This is a genomic window from Sporosarcina sp. (assembly GCF_029257255.1).
Taxonomy (GTDB): domain Bacteria; phylum Bacillota; class Bacilli; order Bacillales_A; family Planococcaceae; genus Sporosarcina.
The window spans coordinates 1-18,068 of sequence record NZ_JARICI010000042.1; the positions used below are offsets into that span (position 1 = coordinate 1).

The window sequence follows — 18,068 nt, forward strand, 5'->3', positions numbered from 1 at the left end:
ATAATCATGCAGGTAAGGGATACACAATCCTGACTGTGATTTTCAACCCCTCAAAACACCGACAAACGTTAATTTAACAACATTTACAAAGAATCCCTCATGGGCGGCGGTTTCACCATTGACAACCCGAACGCGATTGCGAACCGTGGGTGCGGAACGAGTTTCCGTACAGCTCAAAAGGCTGGTGCACCTGCTGATTGTGAGTGATTTGGCTCTTTTGTAAATGTTGAATGAGGATTGTAACTAACGGTTAGAATTGATGTGTACACAATCCCTGAAAAGTGTAAACACAACCCTAAAATGATGTATTTAGGGTTGTGAATACCAAGCCTTTATGATTTGTATGTTGCTAAAACATAACAAATTGAGAAGGCTTTTTTATGTCATTAAAGAAAAGAAAGCGCACAGCGATTGGAAAAATGTCATTAGATAAGGAATATCCAAAGATTACCTTTGAACAAGCGATTGACCTAGTAGTATCAGCAAAGAGCAGAAGGTCTTAGCCCAAAGTCAGCAAGGTGTACACAACCAGATGTATCTGGCGATGATCGTCTACTGCTTTAATGTGCTGGCACAGTTACGGACAAAAAGTAAGCGAACCTACTTGCAGATCAGCCGTTATCTAAAGGCTTCTTTATGGAAGTCTGCGCATGTTTGGATTCGAAAGGTGAAGATAGAAATGTTGTGACAGGTATTATACAGGGACAACAAAATTGACCAGATAATATTTGTCCAGGGGTTTGGGGACGGACGAAAAGTGTGTTTTTCGAATTGAAGGGAGCGTAGCGGGAAATAGAACAATTCAAAAACCGCAGCGTCCCCAAGAATGTTATTAAAAGTATAGTGAAAAATTATTAGCTTAAATAGACTTTTCTAAAGAGAAATAAAGATCTTTGTAGAAATCCTTGTTATAAGCCTTCCACTTGTTATCACTGGAAAGATAACCTCTAAAGAAAACATAGATTTCCTTGTTTCTATCTATGTACTTTTTGGCTTGTTTTCCATAATGTCTATCAAGCATCAGACTTTTATTTGTAAATAATAAGGGAGCAGGAGAAGAAGCTACAAAATCAATTTTTAAAGCGGTTTTTTTATAAGTTGAAACTTTAACTTTTCCATAGAAAATCCTTAGTGTGTTTTTCTTGATTAATGTGGCTTTGTCTAAATCCATGAATAATTCATTAATAGAAATCTTTTCATTATTAGGTAATTGTAAATAAGCTTTATCTTTATCAAAAGAGGGATCACTCATCAATTTAATAAGTGTCATGATTGATGTAACGCTACTCCTCTCAGATGTACTTTTATTCTCGTTATTGTTGTTATTAAATTTATTAGTATTATTACCTGCAGTGTCATTCAATTTATCTGAAGTATTATTATAATTACTTTGCTCTGAAATCCTTGTTAATACAATATTCCCATTTTTTTTAATTGATTTTCTTGCTTCCTTTTCCTCGAACGTTGTACGTTGAATTTCCTCCAACTCTCCAGAAGCCTTACAACCTGCGATATGAAGATGATCTCTGGAAGTTGGGGTAAAGTAGATGCGTTTACCATTTATATCTTTCCATTTTGTACAAGTTAATTGAATTTTACACTCCGTATCTATACATTCGAATGCCCTTGAATCTTCTAAATCACCTAAGAGTGATTTAGTGTGTGCTATATTTGCTGATATTTTACCATTTAGTTCAATACTAAAAGCTTCCTTTACCATACAATACCTCCTCTAAAAGAGTTGCTAATCTCAGTATTACAAAACAAAGTTTATATATCAAAAAAAATACTCTTTAATTGTTTTATTAGAATGACAGTAACTATTCCTAATGATCTAGTTTAGATATAGATAATATGTATGATATATGACCATTAAAAAGTGACGTGATATCAATTAAATACAGACTCTAAATATGATTATATGTGTAGCATTCATGTGACGATGTGGTGTTGTTATATTCCTGAGGATACGATTAGAATTGGTAGATCTTCAGTAATCAACTCTTGAACAAGTGGTTGTATAGATATAACGATTTTTGCTATTTACAAGCTGATATCTGTCATATTACCTAATAAAACATTATACTACTAGTGTATAAAAAATGGAGGTAAGCCTTTATGAAACGATTGGAAAATAAAGTGGCAGTAGTAACAGGTGCAGGATCTGGTATTGGTAGAGAAATCGCGCAATTATATGCTAGCGAAGGCGCGAAAATTGTTATTGCAGATATGAATATGGATGGTGCAGAAGAAACCGTTCAATCCATTAAAGCGAACGGCGGAGAAGCACTTGCTGTGAAAACAAATGTCACAGTTGAAGAAGATGTACAAGCTATGATTGATACAGCCGTTGAAACATTCGGTACCCTAGATATCCTTGTTAACAATGCGGGGATTATGGACAATATGTTTGCAGCTGGAACAGTAACAGATGAAGTTTGGGATAAAGTGTTAGCAATCAATACTACTGGTGTGATGCGTGCCATGCGTAAAGCACTTTCAGTCTTCGAAGAGAAACAATACGGCGTTATCGTTAATATGGCATCAATCGCTGCTGTAACAGGCGGTCGCGGCGGTCTCGCTTACACAGCATCTAAACATGCGGTGGCAGGGATGACGAAAAACGTAGCATCCCAATACGGTCATATGAATATTCGTTGTAATGCTATCGCCCCGGCACAAATTCCGACAAATATTACAAACAGCCTAGTGCAACCAGATAAACACGGTATGCAACAAGCAATGCGCGGCGTTAATTTAATGAGCCGCCCAGGTACGAAAGAAGAAATCGCGAATATCGCATTATTTTTAGGTTCTGACGAATCATCTTACGTAAACGGCGTTATTATTGAAGCGGATAACGGCTGGTCAGCGTACTAATTTAACCCCATTTTCAACCCCCGAACTCCCTTTACGGTTGGTCGGGGTTTTTCGTTTTGTATTGACAAACTAATTAACAAAAGGCTGCCACCTTCAATAGAAGGTTTGTCATAACATTTTAATTGAATAGTATTACTGGCGATTAATCTGATACGCTGCGCGTCAGGTAGCACCGTTGTGAAATGCCTGTTTACATTGTTTGTGAGAGCCATCAACACCTTGATAAAATGGTATTAAAAGGAAAGCTTTAACTTGTGCTTTCTAATGGATAATAACCATTCTTTAGGCTACAATAGAAGTAGTGATATACACAATTTAAATTGTGATTTATCATCCTTTACAATATCTACAAACGTTGATTTCAGCCTAAAAAAGCTCTTTAATAAACTCCTTGTTTATCGTAGTCGTAATTGATTATTTGCACAATTAGAATACGGTTGAAAAGCTTGTCTAAAAGGGCTACTATAAGTAGGTAAAGCTATTTCAAATCAAATCTAAATTCCGGTACTGCGTAAAACCATAGATAGTTCGATTTTACCCGTACTTGGCATTTAATAAACTTAAAGGTGGTTTCGATTTACGTGAAAAGACCGACAATCTTAGTATTGGGCGCAGGTTACGGTGGTTTGATGACCGTTGTCAATTTGCAAAAGTCATTAGGTGCAGATGAAGCGGATGTTATTCTCATCAACAAAAATGATTATCATTACGAGTCCACATGGCTTCACGAAGCAGCGGCTGGAACATTAAGCCCTGAAGATGTACGCTATGATATTTCAAGTGTAATTAACAGCAATAAAACTAAATTCATTAAGGCAGAAGTTACAGGAATCGATGTAGCTAACAAGAACGTCACGACGAACATTGGATCACATACATATGACTACCTGGTAATTGCACTTGGTTTCGAAGGCGAAACATTCGGAATTCCTGGGTTGGATAAATATGCACTTTCCATTGCAAACGTCAAAGCAGCACGTCAGATCCGTGATCATATGGAATATCAATTTGCCACTTGGTCTCTTGAAGAAGAAAAGGATGACAGCCGTCTGACAATCGTAGTCGGCGGAGCAGGCTTCACAGGTATCGAATATCTTGGAGAACTGGGTAACCGCGTTCCTGAACTTTGTAAAGAATATGACGTACCAGCTGAAAAAGTACGCATTCTATGTGTGGAAGCAGCACCAATGGTATTACCAGGTTTCGATCCGGAGCTGGTTGAATATGCAGTACGTCAACTTGGCGCGAAAGGTATAGAATTCTCAATTGGTACTCCAGTTGTAGAAGCAACTCCTGAAGGCGTGAAGATTAAAAAAGGCGAAGACGAGTTCGAATTCATTAAAGCAGGCACTGTAGTGTGGGCTGCCGGAGTTCGAGGCAACCGCCTAATCGAAGAGTCAGGCATTGAAAACATGCGTGCTCGCGTAAAAGTCGACAAAGATTTGCGTGCACCAGGTTTTGAAGATGTGTTTGTAATCGGTGACTGTTCATTGATGATCAATGAAGCAATCAACCGTCCATTCCCGCCAACTGCACAAATTGCGATGCAGCAGGGTGATATGTGTGCAAATAATATCATTGCATTAATTCAAAATAAACCAACAGCAGAGTTTGTACCTGATCTAAAAGGAAGCGTCTGCTCCCTAGGTGATTCTGATGCAATCGGTGTTGTGTTCGATAAGAAATTGACAGGTGCAAAAGCATCATTCATGAAGAAAATGATCGACAACCGCGCGCTCTATATGGTTGGCGGCGTAGGCTTGACAATCAAAAAAGGTAAATTCAATATCCTATAAGTAACAAAGCAAAAGCACTCACAATTGTGGGTGCTTTTGTATGTAAAAATGTAAAATGTTTTAACAGAAAATACGAACTTCAGGCACGGATTATGGACGGGTATATCTTTGGTACACTATCTGGCAATTAACTTTTACTATCAATTACATAACTGTATAAATTCACTATCCATGTAGCGTAAGACGGGTGACTCCGGGAGGATCAGTGTGCGCCTTGAGACCCTTTGGTCAATTGTACACTTCGTAGTTTGATTGGCTCAAGCCACGCCCTCCGAAAAGCGTCCCGTCTGCAGCGGAAATCCCGAACTGCACATGAAGTCTTGCTCACTAATTACACCGCCAAGTCAAATTTCCAAAGCCCATCAACAGCCTACAGACCCCTAATATTTTAAGAAACTATGACAACTGTTCACACCATTTACTGTTCTCTGTCTCATACTATTGAAAGCGGCCGCCTCATCCTGTAAAATGTGGAGTGATGAACTGGAGGTTAGCGACAATGCAAACGATATCTATAGCACAAGTGATGCTATCGATCTTGATATTTATTGTTATGTTCTTCGGCATCGGCTTTTTGCTGAATATGCTGTTGCGTATGACATGGCTCATGGCCATCATTTATCCGATTGTAGTCATTTTCATTATTGATGATGTTCCCATGTATCAATACATTACTAAGCCAGGCTTTGCGTTTAGTGAGCTGGGATCGAATATTATGTCTCTCCACGCGGTAGACATTGTCATTCTAGCCAGCGGAATGGTTGGATCGATTATTGCAGGCTTTGTCATGAAGATCTTGCGTAAACAAGGGTATCAAATGTTTTAAAGTAGAGAGACGACTAAAAAACACCAGCAGGGCATTGTGCCACGCTGGTGTTTTCGTTTTCATAAAATGACCGTGTACGTCAGGATCGATATCAAGATGCCGGTCAATGCACCAAAGAACACTTCATTCGGTTTATGTCCCAGCAATGTTTTTAACTCTTGCATTTTTGTCTCATTATCTTTCTTTGGCCAATCTTTCAGATCACCGACGAACATTTGGAAATCAGCGCGCATTTGATTAATAATAATCGCTTGCTGACCTGCTTGATAACGGATTCCTGTTGCATCAAACATCACGATAACAGCGAAAATTGCAGATACGGCAAATAGCGGTGATTGCAGTCCTGCTTCAAAAGCAATTGCAGTTGTCAATGCGGTAACAGCTGCAGAGTGAGAACTTGGCATGCCGCCAGTCGAAGTCATTAAACCGAAGTCCAGTTTACGCGTTAATAAGAAATGAATAGGAATTTTTACGAATTGAGCAAATAGGATGGCGAACAGCGCTGCAAGGAGCGGTATGTTTTCAAAAATAGCCAAGTAATTCCACTCCCTTTCGATCAGTTTATTGAGAACAAGTATACCATAATCGTAACAGAACGTGATGAATATTCACAATACTTGACATTGGAACCACCAAACTCACTAGTCTATACTAAAAGAGTGGCATGTATAGAAAAGGGAGGACAACAACTTATGATTTCAATTGAAACCGCAACATCATTCGATCAGCAAGAGGTGGATGTACTTGTTATCGGTGTACCGGCTCATCCGGAGAATATAGAAGGCTGGGACACATTCGTGAAAGCATTTCATCCGTCCGTGCCGGAATGGATTAAATCACATGATATTCAACAGGATTTTAAAAAGTTGACGAAGATGCCAGCGCTGTCTGAGCAAACGTATAAGCGTGTCTATTTCATTGGAGTGGGTAAGCAAAAGGATCTTGCTGAGCAGCAGGTGCGGGAATTATTTGCGGCAGTCGGTAAACAGCTGCATCAAGACCGTGTGAAAACGGCAGCTGTCTGGACGGCTCCTTTCGTCAATGAAGAGCTGACGTGTGAAGACATTGCCTATTTGGCATCAGAAGGCATTAGCATGGGTGCATATGAATATGAAGGATTCAAAACTACTTCCAATGAAGTCGACGTGCCGCTAAGTTCCGTAACGTACATTACGAAAGCGGATGAGCAAAGTGTTACAGCGGCAGGGGAAGTCGGGATGATCAATGCGCATGCGGTCAATGAAGCGCGGACACTCGTCAATATCCCGCCAAACATCCTGACACCTACTAAAATGGCTGACTATGCAAGAGAATTGGCTGAAAGCTATGATCTAGAGATTGATGTGTTAGGCAGAGCGGAGATGGAAGAGCTTGGCATGGGCGCGATCCTTGCGGTCAATCAAGGTTCTGTCGAAGAACCGCAGCTGATTGTCTTGAAATACCAAGCGACAGAGGAATGGAAAGATGTCATTGGCTTAGTAGGCAAGGGCGTCACCTATGACACGGGTGGCTACTCGCTGAAGCCGCGTGAAGGTATGGTTGGTATGAAGGGAGACATGGGCGGTGCGGCCGCTGTATTGGGCGCTATATGCATTATAGGAGAGTCCCGACCAAAGAAGAATGTTATTGCAGTGATTGCTTCTACAGATAATATGGTTTCTGCAACAGCTTTCAAACCGGATGATGTGATTACGTCATTAAGTGGCAAAACGATTGAAGTGCTGAATACGGATGCAGAGGGTCGTCTCGTGCTTGCTGACGCAGTGACGTATGCAAAGCAGGCCGGTGCAGAATACTTGATTGACGTAGCGACATTGACCGGCGGCGTTATTGTAGCACTCGGGAATGACAAGACCGGTACGTTGACAAACAATGAAGAATTTTATCGGCAGTTTGAAGAAGCAGCGGAAGAAACAGGAGAATTCATTTGGCGTCTGCCGTTGACGGAAAGTGATCGGAAACGGATTCGCAAGAGTGATGTAGCAGATTTGAATAACTCGCCTGGACGAGACGGCCATATGATTTTTGGCGGCGGTTTTGTAGGGGAGTTTGCAGAGGATACACCTTGGATCCACCTGGATATCGCAGGAACTTCTGACGCGGCAAGCCCGCATGTTCTCGGGCCTAAAGGAGCTACAGGTGTCATGGTACGGACACTGGCTACTTTTGTTGAACGTCTTGGAGCAGAAGAACAGGAATAATTAGCAGTAGGCGCTTTCCCCAACTCCCTTCTTATGATGGGCATAGGATAAAGGGAAAGGGGGAGCATAAATATGCCAAGAAATAGTTACAGAGGTGGCCATGGAGGCGGCAGAGGTGGATACGGCGGAGGGTTTGGAGATGGGTTTGGCGGTGGCTTTGGATTCGGCGGTCCGTTCCTCGGCGGTTTAGTAGGTGGATTTTTAGGTAACGCAATTTTCCCAGGTTATGGCTATGGCGGCGGAGGTTATGGCGGAGGTTACGGTGGAGGATATTATCCGCAACCTTATCCATACTACCCGCCGTACTATAACCCTTATTATCCCTATTATTATTAATAAAAAAACACGCAGAGGATTTTACTCCTCATGCGTGTTTTTTGCTAGTTCAGCACGTTTCTTATCCATTGCTGTTTTCAGATCATCCCCAACTGTCAATTCAGTCGGTTTCACACCAGACATATAAGCAGCACGACTCATCAAGTGGCCGCCGATAGGTGAAGTGATGAACAAGAAGGCGATTCCTAATATGAGCGAGATACTGAAGTGGCCTTCATTCCACCAGAAATGAAAGAACACGCCGAGTAGCAGGCTCATGACGCCAAGCGTAGCACTCTTAGACGCAGCGTGCGCGCGCATATAGACGTCTGGAAGCCGTAAGATACCGATGACAGTGACAATCGTAAAGATGATTCCCACGACGACTAGAGCGATGATAATAATATCAGCTATCAGATCCACGATCGATAATCTCTCCTCTCTCAATAAATTTCGAGAAGGACACGGTGCCAATAAATGACATAATCGCAATTAATAAAATTACGTCGATAAAGAAAGGCGTGTCAAACAGGATGGACAGCAATGCAATAGCAGAAATCAGCATGACACCGATTGCATCAAGTGCAATGAGTCTGTCTGGCACTGAGGGTCCTTTCCATACTCGATACAGCAGGCCAAGCATAGACAGGATGACCAGTACTAAACAAACAGAATAAAATATGTTCATCCCCGACGCACCTCCATGATCGCTTTCTCGAACGTATTTTTGATTGAGTCAATTGCTTCATCGACATCGTTTACATCAATCGCATGAATGTACAGTGTCCGCTGATCATCTGAAACGTGAAGTACAATTGTTCCAGGTGTCAGTGTAATCAAACTGGACAGCAGGGTAATTTCCCAGTCATGCTCAAGTTCAGTCGGCAAAGCGAATATCATCGGACGTACAGTTGATAGATCCGGTTTGATCACGAGCATCAGCACAGAAATATTTGACATGACCAATTCTTTCAGGAAAATCAGCGTCAGTTTAATTGCTGCCCAGATCCGCCAAATGTATAGCCTGTCTCTGAAATAGCGCCGTGTCATGATAATCATGAGAAGTCCGATGATATATCCAATAACAAACGTAGAAGGTGTCAATGAACTATTCATGAACATCCAAACGACTGCAATGAAGAAATTTAAAAGTATCTGAAAAGCCATTGACCTCTACTCCTTTAACACCGCATTTATATAGATGGAAGGATCACGCAGTACATCGGCTGCATCCGACATATAAGGCATCAGCCATTCCGTTCCCACTCCGTAAGCAACTGTAACTACTACCAGCAACACAGCAGGCACCATCATCTGACGGTACTTCGACTGATGAATGACAGGTAATGTGACTTGTGAAGGGGATCCCCAAAATGCGTAAATGAAAATCCGAATAACAGATAGCAGCACGACTAAACTGGAAGCCAGAATGACAATACTTCCGAATACATTCTCTGCTTCAAAGCCGCCCTGGACAATTAGCAGCTTACCGATAAATCCGCTCAACGGCGGAATCCCGGCCAAGCCGAATGCTGCAACTAAATAAGTCCAGCCAAGTGCAGGGTACGTCTTGATAAGACCGCCCATCTTACGTAAATTCGAAGTACCAGTGACATAGATGATGATTCCGATCAGGACAAATAATGCACCCTTAATCAGCATGTCGTGTAGTAGATAATAGACAGCACCTTCTAAACCAGGCTGGTTCATCTGAGCCACTCCGAATAAAATCACACCGACTGCAATAATGATATTGTAAATGATGATTTGTTTCAGATCGAAGTAAGCAAGTGCCCCGATACAGCCGGCGACGATCGTCAGTAATGCGAGGATCATCAGGAATTCATGCGTAAAGCCGATATCATGAACGAAGAACAGCGTATATGTACGTGTAATGGCATAAATTCCGACTTTTGTCAGCAGTGCACCAAACAGCGCAAGTACTGGAATCGGCGGTGCTGCATAGGATCCTGGCAACCAAAAATACAAAGGAAAAATGGCTCCTTTGATTCCGAACACAATCAAGAAGAGAATGGCGATAACGGAAATGATTCCGGGCTGATTAATTTCTGCAATTTTCACTGAAATGTCGGCCATATTCAATGTTCCGATGATGGAGTACAAATAACCGACAGTGATGACAAATAGTGCAGAAGATATGACGTTCACCAAAATATACTTGATGGATTCACGCAGCTGCCTCTTTTCTCCGCCCAAGACGATCAGCAGATAGGAAGCGATCAGCAATACTTCAAAGAATACGAACATGTTGAATATATCGCCTGTTGTGAACGCACCGTTAATTCCGGTAATCATGAAAAGAATGGCCGGATAATAGAAGAAACGCTCGCGCTCAATTCCTATAGATTGGAAACTGTACAGCACGACAAAGAACGTAATCAAAATAGTTGTAGTGACGAGCAGTGCGGAAAGCATATCTGACACCATGGTGATACCAAACGGTGCAGGCCAGCTTCCGAGTGTCACAGTTTGGATTCCATCAGCTTTCACAGTGGCGACAAGCCAAAGGGAAGCTATCAAACTAAGAGCCAATCCGATCAATGTCAAAACTCTCTGGATGACTACCTGCTCTTTGAAAAACAATAAAATCATCGCGAAAAAGAAAGGAATAATGATCGGAAATAGAAGAAGATTAATCATGTTCATCATTCCCTCTCAATTCATTCATATTATCAGTCTTGTGCACCGCATACATCCGATACGCCATGACAAGCATAACTGCCGTCACACCAAAACTGATGACGATCGCTGTTAAGATCAGCGCCTGCGGCAGAGGGTCTGCGAAATCCGATACTCCGTCAATGAGGACTGGCGGGGCAGAGCCTTCAAGACCACCCATCGTTAAGAGAAGTAAGTGTGCTCCATGACTCAGCAGGCCGGTACCTAAAATGACTTTCAGAAGACTTCTTGAAAGAATCAAATAGACGGCTGCTGTAAACAATACACCTATTAGTACAGAAAGAATTAATTCCATCAGCTGTCGCCTCCAATCGATTGAATAATCGTGATGGCGGAACCGACAACGACTAGATAGACACCACTGTCAAACAGCATCGCTGTATGAAGAGAAGTTTTTCCAAACAGCGGTAAGTCAAAGTAATCAAATGTATGCGTGAAAAATGGAACATTAAAGAAGATCGAACCAGCCGCTGTTGCCACGGCCAGCAATAAACCGACGGCCGTAACAATGGTGAAGTTAAACGGCAAGATCTGCTGAATCGTCTTTAAGTCAAATGCCAGCAACAAGAGTATGATGGCGCCTGTCGACAGAAGACCGCCAACAAAACCTCCACCCGGTGCGTAGTGACCTGCAAAGAAAATGTGAATAGAGAACAGGAAGATGATGAAAAACACTACTTTGGCTGTAGTCTGTAAAATCACGTCATTCGTTTTCATCGGTTGTCTCCTTTCTCGATACACGCAGGCGAATCATGCCGAGTACCGAAATACCTGCAATCGCCAGTACGGCAATTTCAAATAATGTATCAAATCCACGGTAATCTACGAGAATGACGTTGACGATATTTCCGCCGCCCGCTTTTGTCGCTACCGTATCTTTATAGTACTGTGAAATAGAAGGTATTAATTTTTGAGAGTGACTGGACAGGGCAACAAGCGTTACCATGACACCGACACTCAAGGAAATAATTAAATTGACCACTTTGTTTTTTGTTGTTTCGCCATGATTATTCAGTGCCGGCAAGTGCTTGAATGCCAGTAGGAACAACGCGACGGAAACAGTCTCGATTACGAGCTGCGTCAAAGCCAGATCGGGTGCTTTAAATATAACGAAGAACAACGCGACGGAATAACCGACACCTCCGAGTGCGATAATCGCAGCCAGACGGGACTTCGCAAACACCACGAATCCAATAGATAGAAGTAGAATTAAACCGTTTAATACTGCGTATACAGAAATAGCCGCAAAGCTGTTCATGTCGAACACGAAAGCATCTTTAATAAAGAGCAATGCGATAACTGTAACAGACAGGAATGCGAACATATACAGCAAGTAAGTCCGGATAATACCTGTCATATAAAGACGTGACAAGCGATTCATTCCTCTTTCACTGCCGCGCATTAACGCATTATAGCCTTCATTGAGCGATAACTTTGCCGGCTGCATACGGTACAGCGGTTGCCATTTTGGAATCGTTACGTATAACAGAGTACCCAAGATGACGATTGCCACGGTCAGCCAAAGCTCTACAGATTTAAAACCGTGCCATGCTAAAACGTGAATGTCTACCGCTGAAGGACTGCTGTACAAAGTAGGCTGAACTGCCATAACAGCCGGTTTGATCAGCCATTTACCAACCAGATTCGGAATGAAGAAAATGATGATCACCAGACTTGCTAACATCACCGGCGCAGCGAGCATGCCCATCGGCGCTTCGTGCGGTTTCTTTGGCAACTGGTCCGTTTTAACTTGCCCCATAAATGTCTTCAGTACAAAGTACAGGCTGTAAGTAAATGTGAATACGCTTGCAACCCAGGCAATAACAGGGAATAGAATGCCCCATGTATCAAAGTTGTATAATTCAAAGTGCTGAATAGCGAGCATTGACTGTAAGAACATCTCTTTACTCAGGAAACCGTTAAACGGAGGCAAGCCGGCCATTGAAAGTGAACCGATCAGTGCAACCGTAAAGCTTATCGGCATCAAACTCATCAAACCGCCGAGCTTCCGGATATCCCGTGTGCCTGTTTCATGATCAATGATACCTGCGATCATAAAGAGACCGCCTTTAAACGTCGCATGGTTAATCAAGTGGAAGATGGCTGCATACGTAGCAAATGTAAAGATATCCTGCGTTGTATGATAGGTAATCGCACCTGCTCCAAGAAGAGACATGATCAATCCAAGCTGACTGACTGTTGAAAATGCCAGTATTGCTTTCAAATCAGTCTGTTTTACTGCGAAAAATGAACCCCAGAAAAGTGTCAGTAAACCGATACCGGTAACGAGCCAGATCCATGTGGATGAAGCGCCAAAAATCGGTGTGAAACGTGCCACTAAGTAAATCCCTGCCTTCACCATTGTGGCGGAGTGAAGGTATGCACTGACCGGAGTAGGTGCTTCCATTGCATCCGGCAGCCAGATGTAAAACGGGAATTGGGCCGATTTCGTAAATGCACCGAGTAAGAGTAATACCAGGGCTAAAGTGAAATAAGGCTGATTCACTAGCTCAGGTGCCTGCGCAATTAATTCGCGGATGGAAAATGTCTCACCCATTATACTGAGGAGGATAAAGCCTCCGAGCATCATTAATCCGCCAAACACTGTTATCATCATTGACTTCAACGCGCCAAAACGTGATCGATCTTTTGTGTACCAGAATCCAATCAGCAGGAATGAAGAAATGGATGTTAACTCCCAAAATAAATAAAGCGTCATCGTATTGTCCGACTGTACTACTCCGAGCATAGCAGTCATAAAGATCAGCAGATAAACGTAAAAGCTGCCAAGATCCTCTTTATGCCTGTCCATGTAAAAGACAGAGTATAGTACAACTAACGAACCGATGCCGGTAATTAATAGCGTAAATAATAAACTAAGTCCATCTATGTATGAAGTAAACGTTATCCCAAGCGTTGGAATCCATTTTATTTCAGAAATAGCATGACCGCCATCCATCGTCAGAGGAATAAAGCTCAGGTAGTAGGCGAACAGTACAAGCGGAACTAGAAGAACGAACCAGCCTGTATGAATTCCTTTTACATATTTATAAGCAAAAGGAATAAGTAATGCGAAGATCACAGGTAAAAAAATCAATAACACGAATTCCAAGTGAATCCTCCTTCCGTCCATATTCAGTATTCATCGTAGTAATAATAGTCCGACAGCTTATGCGTGGACGTAATTGTTAGTATAGCGCAAAACATTTCAAATTGCATAGACAACAATTGACCAATTATTGCTTTATTCGACTTCCTTCTTATATTATTAGGAGGGAGAAAAAATATTTTTTGGGGTGTCTTATGAAAAATCCATATTTGTTCGGTTATCTGCCATTTGTCACGGTCGTGCTCTTCAGTTTAACGTTCGGTGTCTACGGTGTTGGCGAATCCATTATCTTTTTTAAAGAAATAGGACTGTATCAGGGAATGCGTGAGTTCCTTTCTGATTTTCAACTGCGGATCTTTTTGCTGACAATGTATACGTTATTGTTCTTCATGGTGTTCGCTGCATTAAAATTAATTGCGACAACCATTCATGAAACGGCTTTATTATTTTTCCTGAAGGAAGAAGCAGATGCGTCTTATAGTGCATCCAGGTCAGGTGCAGTTATTTATTTTATAGGCGCACTAATTTCAGCTTTTGGAATTCAGTCATGGATCGCACTAGTCCTGATTTTTATCCTCACAACATTCGTCTATTTCATATATGTCGTCTACAAACTAAGCCCTTTTATGACATTGACAAATACAGTTGGTCTGATTTTCTTCCAAATCGTCGTTTGGTGTGTCCTGCTTGCTGTGCTGGTCTTTATTATCATAAGGCTTTATAACGGCCTTCTTGCAAGTATTCCGTTATCGAATCCCATTAAATAAACCCTGTTGATCCGATCGTTTCCGGATCAACAGGGTTTTAATCTCTCATTGTTGCAGAGAATGCACGAAGATTTATTTTTTGATCACGCAGTCCCGGTATTGATGTGGGCGTATCATAACCGATCCAGACTGCCGAGGTATAGCGGTCATTCAAACCAAGCACCCATAAATCTTTATAGGCATCCGTCGTTCCTGTTTTTGCCCCCGTGTAGCTGGTTGTGTACGAAACTCCTTTGCCTGTACCGTTGACAACAACTTCTTCCATGAGAGACCGAATGCTTTTTACAGTAGAAGGGGACCAAATTGGTTTTTGGGTTTCCTTCCATTTATATAAAGTATTCCCTTGAAAATCCTTAACGGTGCGAATCGCATGGGGAGTTTGATAACTTCCATCGATAAAGCTGGTTGTAGCCCCCGCCAGTTCAAGAGGGGTTACCCCTTTAGAGAAGCCACCGAGTGCGGCAGGATAGCTGTGATCCGCTTGCGATATATGCTGAAAATCAAAAGAATCCATATACGCAAAGGCGTTGTCAATTCCCACACGCTGCAGTAAGCGTACAGCCGTCGTATTATAACTGTTGCGGAATGCTTCGCGAACGGAAGTCGTGCCGAATGAATAGCCTCCAAAGTTCCGAGGGCAATAGCTATATATGCAAATATTGCTGCTGTTGACAGGTGTATCAGCATGATAGGGTCCGCTTTCGAAAAACGGCGCATAGACAAGCAGGGGCTTGATCGCTGATCCTGGCTGCCGTACTGCCTGATATGCACGGTTGAAATCTGTCTTTTTATAACCTGATCCTGCATAGAGACTGATGATTTCACGTGTTTCATTATCGATCACAGCCGCACCTGCCTGAACACCGCCTGTACCGATTAAAGCAGAGAGCCGATTTTCATCATGCTGCTGCTTTGAAGGGTTAAGAGCAGTTTCGATGACTAACCCCTGACGAATCACTTCGCCTGCACGCCGGTTGATTTCATTCTGCCAGCGCAGACGTTCCTCCGGTGTTTTGGCTTTCACAAGAGAGGCATCCAGGCCTTCAGAACGCGCAATTAGCTGTTTTAATTCTTCTAGGACGTAAGAGCTGTACATAGGAAAATCCTGTTCCTTTTTCTTCACATGGAGTACGATCGGCAATTCTGTATATTCAGCTGCTTGTTCAGGCGTAATGACTTGCTGATTCACAAGGACATTCAACAGGCGTACCTGGCGTTCTTTCGTCCGGTCGAAATGTTTCAACGGATCGTAAAGAGAAGGGTTGTTTGGAATAGCTGCGAGAAAAGCGATTTCTGCTTCATTCAATTTATCTAGCGGCTTACTGAAGTAATAGGTAGCCGCACCGCCGATTCCGTAAACTCGATTGCCGAAATACATTTCATTCAGATACATTTCTAAAATATCGTCTTTAGAAGACTGTTTTTCCAGTTCAGCTGCTAGAAACAGTTCCTTAAATTTTCGTTCATATGTTTTTTCGGTAGATAGATAGCGCATTCTTACAACTTGCTGGGTGATCGTGGAAGCCCCCTGGCGTACATCATCTGTAGCGGTATTGATGGTGAAAGCCCGAATAATCGCTGCAATGTCATAGCCACGGTGTTCGTAAAACGTCCTGTCTTCACTCTTCAGGAATACCTGGCGAGTAAAATAGGTCATGTCTTTCAAGACGACAGGGCGTCGCCATTCGACGTATTCTTCCGCAAACATCTCGCCGTTTCGGTCTTTCATTTGCACTGGCGCTTCGATCACGGGCGCCTCCAGCTGCACTGCATCCCGGATCGATTCGTGTAAAACTTCCGTCTGGACGGTTTCCGCTTGTATTTGATTCTGAATAAATAACAGCAGTGGAATGCAGACTAATGTAATGATTAAGCCGAATAACTGTCTCAAACCTCCATCAGCCCCTCCCAATAAAATCCGAATAGCTCTTTAGAAAAATATAACATATATTACGCAAGAGTGAATGAGTACAGAATAGTGCGAACTTATAAGAAAACAGAAACAAGCCCCGTATATCCTGTGCGATATACGGGGCTGAATTTATATTTTCCCATTGGCTTCTACTTGCCTGTCTTCCAGGTAATGCTCGAAATCCTGTGTTGGTCTCCTAGTTGCCAAGGTTAAGAATCCATAACCTATGACGAACAGTACACCGGTCACAATGAATACTGCAGGGATGCCGATATAACCACTGACGATACCGCCGAACATGGGTCCGATAATATTACCAAGGAAACGGAAACTGGTATTATATCCCATGACTTCACCCTGTACTTCAATGGGAGCTTCCCGCCGGACGAGCGCTGTCGTAATGGGAATCATACCGCCGGTTGAGATTCCGAATAAGAAACGCAGTAAAACGAGCTGCCAAAGAGAAGTGACAAACGCCTGTGGAATAATGAAGATGAATGACAGAATTAGCAAAACTCCAAGTATTTTCTCGTAGCCCAGATCATCGCCCAATTTCCCCCAGACCCGAGCGAACAATAAGTTCCCGAGCCCCGTCGCACTGAAGGTCAGACCTGCTAGAAATGCTACATTCGTAGCAGCGTGGGTGAGGTCAGCCACATAAAGTGAAAGCAGCGGCTGAATACTAAAGTTCCCCACTTGAATCAAAGTGGTCACAATCATAACGTTAAACATTAAACGGTGTTTGAACAAACCACCTAAAATAACTTTCCTGGAATACGTAACGACTTTGCGTGCTTTCACGCGATGTTCTTCTTTAATTCCAACTAACACGAGGAGTGCTGCGATGACAACAGAAACAGAAGTGATGATGAATGTATAACTGAACCCAAAGCTGTCAGCCATAATACCACCTAAAATCGGGCCGAATAGCATACCAGCTACACCACCCATCTGCAGTGTCCCTAGCATTTTACCAGCTTGTTCACGAGGTGTCTGAGAAGAAATGAATGCCAACGAAGTCGGTAAAAAACCTGTTACCAATCCATTCAATAAGCGTAAAACAAAAAATACCTCAACCGAATTAACAAAACCCATTAAAAACACGGAAATGGCAATACCAAATCCGTTGATCAATAAGATAGGCTTAAAGCCATAACGATCGGCAAAACGTCCCCAAACAGGCGACATGATCAGTGCGGTAATAAAGGTACCGCCAAAAATCAACCCCGCCCATTTTTGAACGTATTCCTCCGAATAATTACCAAATGTATCGATATATAGCGAAAGAAAAGGCATAATCATCGTCATAGTGCCCGCTACCAGAAAATTGGTCACCCAGATGATAATAAAATTCTTTTTATGTCTACTCAAAAGCTGGACCACCTTTATTTAATTGTATAGTAAACAGTATAAAACAATTCGGAACCCGAATGAAATATAGTGCTTATACTAAAAGCGGAAAGCGCCGTCTAGCCTCGACAGGCACTGTAGGGCTTAAAAGAAAGGCGCTCTTTGCCTTTCCTTTAAGCCTGAAGTGACCCGAGAGGCTGGCGCTTGCAGCT

At 42.5% G+C, this 18,068-nt stretch carries 17 protein-coding genes and 2 pseudogenes; 8 read left to right on the forward strand and 11 right to left on the reverse strand.

What is annotated here, in order from left to right:
- Nucleotides 1-84: 84 nt before the first annotated feature.
- Nucleotides 85-207: pseudogene (locus tag Q1J64_RS08975) on the forward strand (iron-sulfur cluster assembly accessory protein); the annotation flags it as partial.
- A 283-nt stretch (nt 208-490) separates the two neighbouring features.
- Nucleotides 491-688 (forward strand): annotated as a pseudogene (locus Q1J64_RS08980) (IS4 family transposase); the annotation flags it as partial.
- Between the two features lie 171 nt (nt 689-859).
- Here the strand turns inward: Q1J64_RS08980 and Q1J64_RS08985 are convergent.
- Nucleotides 860-1,720, reverse strand: coding sequence for a hypothetical protein (locus tag Q1J64_RS08985; protein WP_301108729.1), 861 nt, complete (start codon nt 1,718-1,720; stop codon nt 860-862).
- Between the two features lie 398 nt (nt 1,721-2,118).
- Here Q1J64_RS08985 and Q1J64_RS08990 point away from each other — a divergent pair, with 398 nt between their 5' ends.
- From Q1J64_RS08990 to Q1J64_RS09000, 3 genes are all read left to right on the forward strand, one after another.
- Nucleotides 2,119-2,880, forward strand: coding sequence for a glucose 1-dehydrogenase (locus Q1J64_RS08990; RefSeq protein WP_301108730.1), 762 nt, complete (start codon nt 2,119-2,121; stop codon nt 2,878-2,880).
- Nucleotides 2,881-3,461: 581 nt separating this feature from the next.
- The gene (locus tag Q1J64_RS08995) at nt 3,462-4,676 is read left to right on the forward strand and encodes an NAD(P)/FAD-dependent oxidoreductase (protein ID WP_301108731.1); all 1,215 of its coding nucleotides are present in this window, start codon (nt 3,462-3,464) and stop codon (nt 4,674-4,676) included.
- Between the two features lie 499 nt (nt 4,677-5,175).
- Nucleotides 5,176-5,502 carry a YuiB family protein gene (locus tag Q1J64_RS09000; RefSeq protein ID WP_301108732.1) on the forward strand — a complete coding sequence of 109 codons (327 nt, stop codon included), beginning with the start codon at nt 5,176-5,178 and terminating at the stop codon, nt 5,500-5,502.
- 59 nt (nt 5,503-5,561) lie between these two features.
- Here the strand turns inward: Q1J64_RS09000 and Q1J64_RS09005 are convergent, their stop codons facing one another.
- Nucleotides 5,562-6,038 carry a divergent PAP2 family protein gene (locus Q1J64_RS09005; protein WP_301108733.1) on the reverse strand — a complete coding sequence of 159 codons (477 nt, stop codon included), beginning with the start codon at nt 6,036-6,038 and terminating at the stop codon, nt 5,562-5,564.
- A 156-nt stretch (nt 6,039-6,194) separates the two neighbouring features.
- On the opposite strand from Q1J64_RS09005, the gene Q1J64_RS09010 reads away from it, so the two are divergent.
- Both Q1J64_RS09010 and Q1J64_RS09015 read left to right on the forward strand, forming a co-directional pair.
- A complete protein-coding gene (locus Q1J64_RS09010; RefSeq protein WP_301108734.1) occupies nt 6,195-7,703 on the forward strand; it encodes a leucyl aminopeptidase in 1,509 nt (502 codons plus the stop codon).
- 72 nt (nt 7,704-7,775) lie between these two features.
- Nucleotides 7,776-8,039, forward strand: a complete 264-nt coding sequence (locus Q1J64_RS09015) for a hypothetical protein (RefSeq protein WP_301108735.1) — start codon at nt 7,776-7,778, stop codon at nt 8,037-8,039.
- 21 nt (nt 8,040-8,060) lie between these two features.
- Here the strand turns inward: Q1J64_RS09015 and mnhG are convergent, their stop codons facing one another.
- The 7 genes from mnhG to Q1J64_RS09050 are packed head-to-tail and all read right to left on the reverse strand — an operon-like array spanning nt 8,061 to nt 13,830.
- Nucleotides 8,061-8,441 carry a monovalent cation/H(+) antiporter subunit G gene (gene mnhG / locus Q1J64_RS09020; protein ID WP_301108736.1) on the reverse strand — a complete coding sequence of 127 codons (381 nt, stop codon included), beginning with the start codon at nt 8,439-8,441 and terminating at the stop codon, nt 8,061-8,063.
- Complete coding sequence (locus tag Q1J64_RS09025) at nt 8,425-8,706, reverse strand: Na(+)/H(+) antiporter subunit F1 (protein ID WP_301108737.1); 282 nt, start codon at nt 8,704-8,706, stop codon at nt 8,425-8,427. Before Q1J64_RS09025 ends, mnhG begins: the two co-directional genes overlap by 17 nt.
- On the reverse strand, nt 8,703-9,185 hold the full coding sequence (locus tag Q1J64_RS09030; protein ID WP_301108738.1) for a Na+/H+ antiporter subunit E: 483 nt from the start codon (nt 9,183-9,185) through the stop codon (nt 8,703-8,705). Before Q1J64_RS09030 ends, Q1J64_RS09025 begins: the two co-directional genes overlap by 4 nt.
- Nucleotides 9,186-9,191: 6 nt before the next feature.
- Complete coding sequence (locus Q1J64_RS09035) at nt 9,192-10,679, reverse strand: Na+/H+ antiporter subunit D (protein ID WP_301108745.1); 1,488 nt, start codon at nt 10,677-10,679, stop codon at nt 9,192-9,194.
- Complete coding sequence (locus tag Q1J64_RS09040; RefSeq protein ID WP_301108739.1) at nt 10,672-11,013, reverse strand: Na(+)/H(+) antiporter subunit C; 342 nt, start codon at nt 11,011-11,013, stop codon at nt 10,672-10,674. Before Q1J64_RS09040 ends, Q1J64_RS09035 begins: the two co-directional genes overlap by 8 nt.
- Complete coding sequence (locus tag Q1J64_RS09045) at nt 11,013-11,435, reverse strand: Na(+)/H(+) antiporter subunit B (protein ID WP_301108740.1); 423 nt, start codon at nt 11,433-11,435, stop codon at nt 11,013-11,015. Before Q1J64_RS09045 ends, Q1J64_RS09040 begins: the two co-directional genes overlap by 1 nt.
- Entirely contained in the window at nt 11,422-13,830 is a 2,409-nt protein-coding gene (locus tag Q1J64_RS09050; RefSeq protein WP_301108741.1) for a Na+/H+ antiporter subunit A, read from the reverse strand. The genes Q1J64_RS09045 and Q1J64_RS09050 overlap by 14 nt, the downstream gene beginning before the upstream one ends.
- 191 nt (nt 13,831-14,021) lie before the next feature.
- Between Q1J64_RS09050 and Q1J64_RS09055 the strand changes: the two genes are divergently transcribed.
- Nucleotides 14,022-14,594, forward strand: coding sequence for a YufK family protein (locus Q1J64_RS09055; RefSeq protein WP_301108742.1), 573 nt, complete (start codon nt 14,022-14,024; stop codon nt 14,592-14,594).
- A 37-nt stretch (nt 14,595-14,631) separates the two neighbouring features.
- On the opposite strand, the gene Q1J64_RS09060 is transcribed toward Q1J64_RS09055, so the two are convergent.
- Nucleotides 14,632-16,485, reverse strand: a complete 1,854-nt coding sequence (locus Q1J64_RS09060; RefSeq protein WP_301108743.1) for a transglycosylase domain-containing protein — start codon at nt 16,483-16,485, stop codon at nt 14,632-14,634.
- Between the two features lie 150 nt (nt 16,486-16,635).
- Nucleotides 16,636-17,877, reverse strand: a complete 1,242-nt coding sequence (locus Q1J64_RS09065) for an MFS transporter (protein WP_301108744.1) — start codon at nt 17,875-17,877, stop codon at nt 16,636-16,638.
- Nucleotides 17,878-18,068 lie beyond the last annotated feature (191 nt).

Coding starts and splice junctions, on each gene's coding strand:
- Q1J64_RS09030 (WP_301108738.1), bottom strand. CDS start 9,185: ATGGCTTTTCAGATACTTTTAAATTTCTTCATTGCAGTCGTTTGGATG.
- Q1J64_RS09010 (WP_301108734.1), top strand. CDS start 6,195: ATGATTTCAATTGAAACCGCAACATCATTCGATCAGCAAGAGGTGGAT.
- Q1J64_RS09055 (WP_301108742.1), top strand. CDS start 14,022: ATGAAAAATCCATATTTGTTCGGTTATCTGCCATTTGTCACGGTCGTG.
- Q1J64_RS09000 (WP_301108732.1), top strand. CDS start 5,176: ATGCAAACGATATCTATAGCACAAGTGATGCTATCGATCTTGATATTT.
- Q1J64_RS09040 (WP_301108739.1), bottom strand. CDS start 11,013: ATGGAATTAATTCTTTCTGTACTAATAGGTGTATTGTTTACAGCAGCC.
- Q1J64_RS09015 (WP_301108735.1), top strand. CDS start 7,776: ATGCCAAGAAATAGTTACAGAGGTGGCCATGGAGGCGGCAGAGGTGGA.
- Q1J64_RS09035 (WP_301108745.1), bottom strand. CDS start 10,679: ATGATTAATCTTCTTCTATTTCCGATCATTATTCCTTTCTTTTTCGCG.
- Q1J64_RS09025 (WP_301108737.1), bottom strand. CDS start 8,706: ATGAACATATTTTATTCTGTTTGTTTAGTACTGGTCATCCTGTCTATG.
- Q1J64_RS09045 (WP_301108740.1), bottom strand. CDS start 11,435: ATGAAAACGAATGACGTGATTTTACAGACTACAGCCAAAGTAGTGTTT.
- Q1J64_RS08990 (WP_301108730.1), top strand. CDS start 2,119: ATGAAACGATTGGAAAATAAAGTGGCAGTAGTAACAGGTGCAGGATCT.
- Q1J64_RS08985 (WP_301108729.1), bottom strand. CDS start 1,720: ATGGTAAAGGAAGCTTTTAGTATTGAACTAAATGGTAAAATATCAGCA.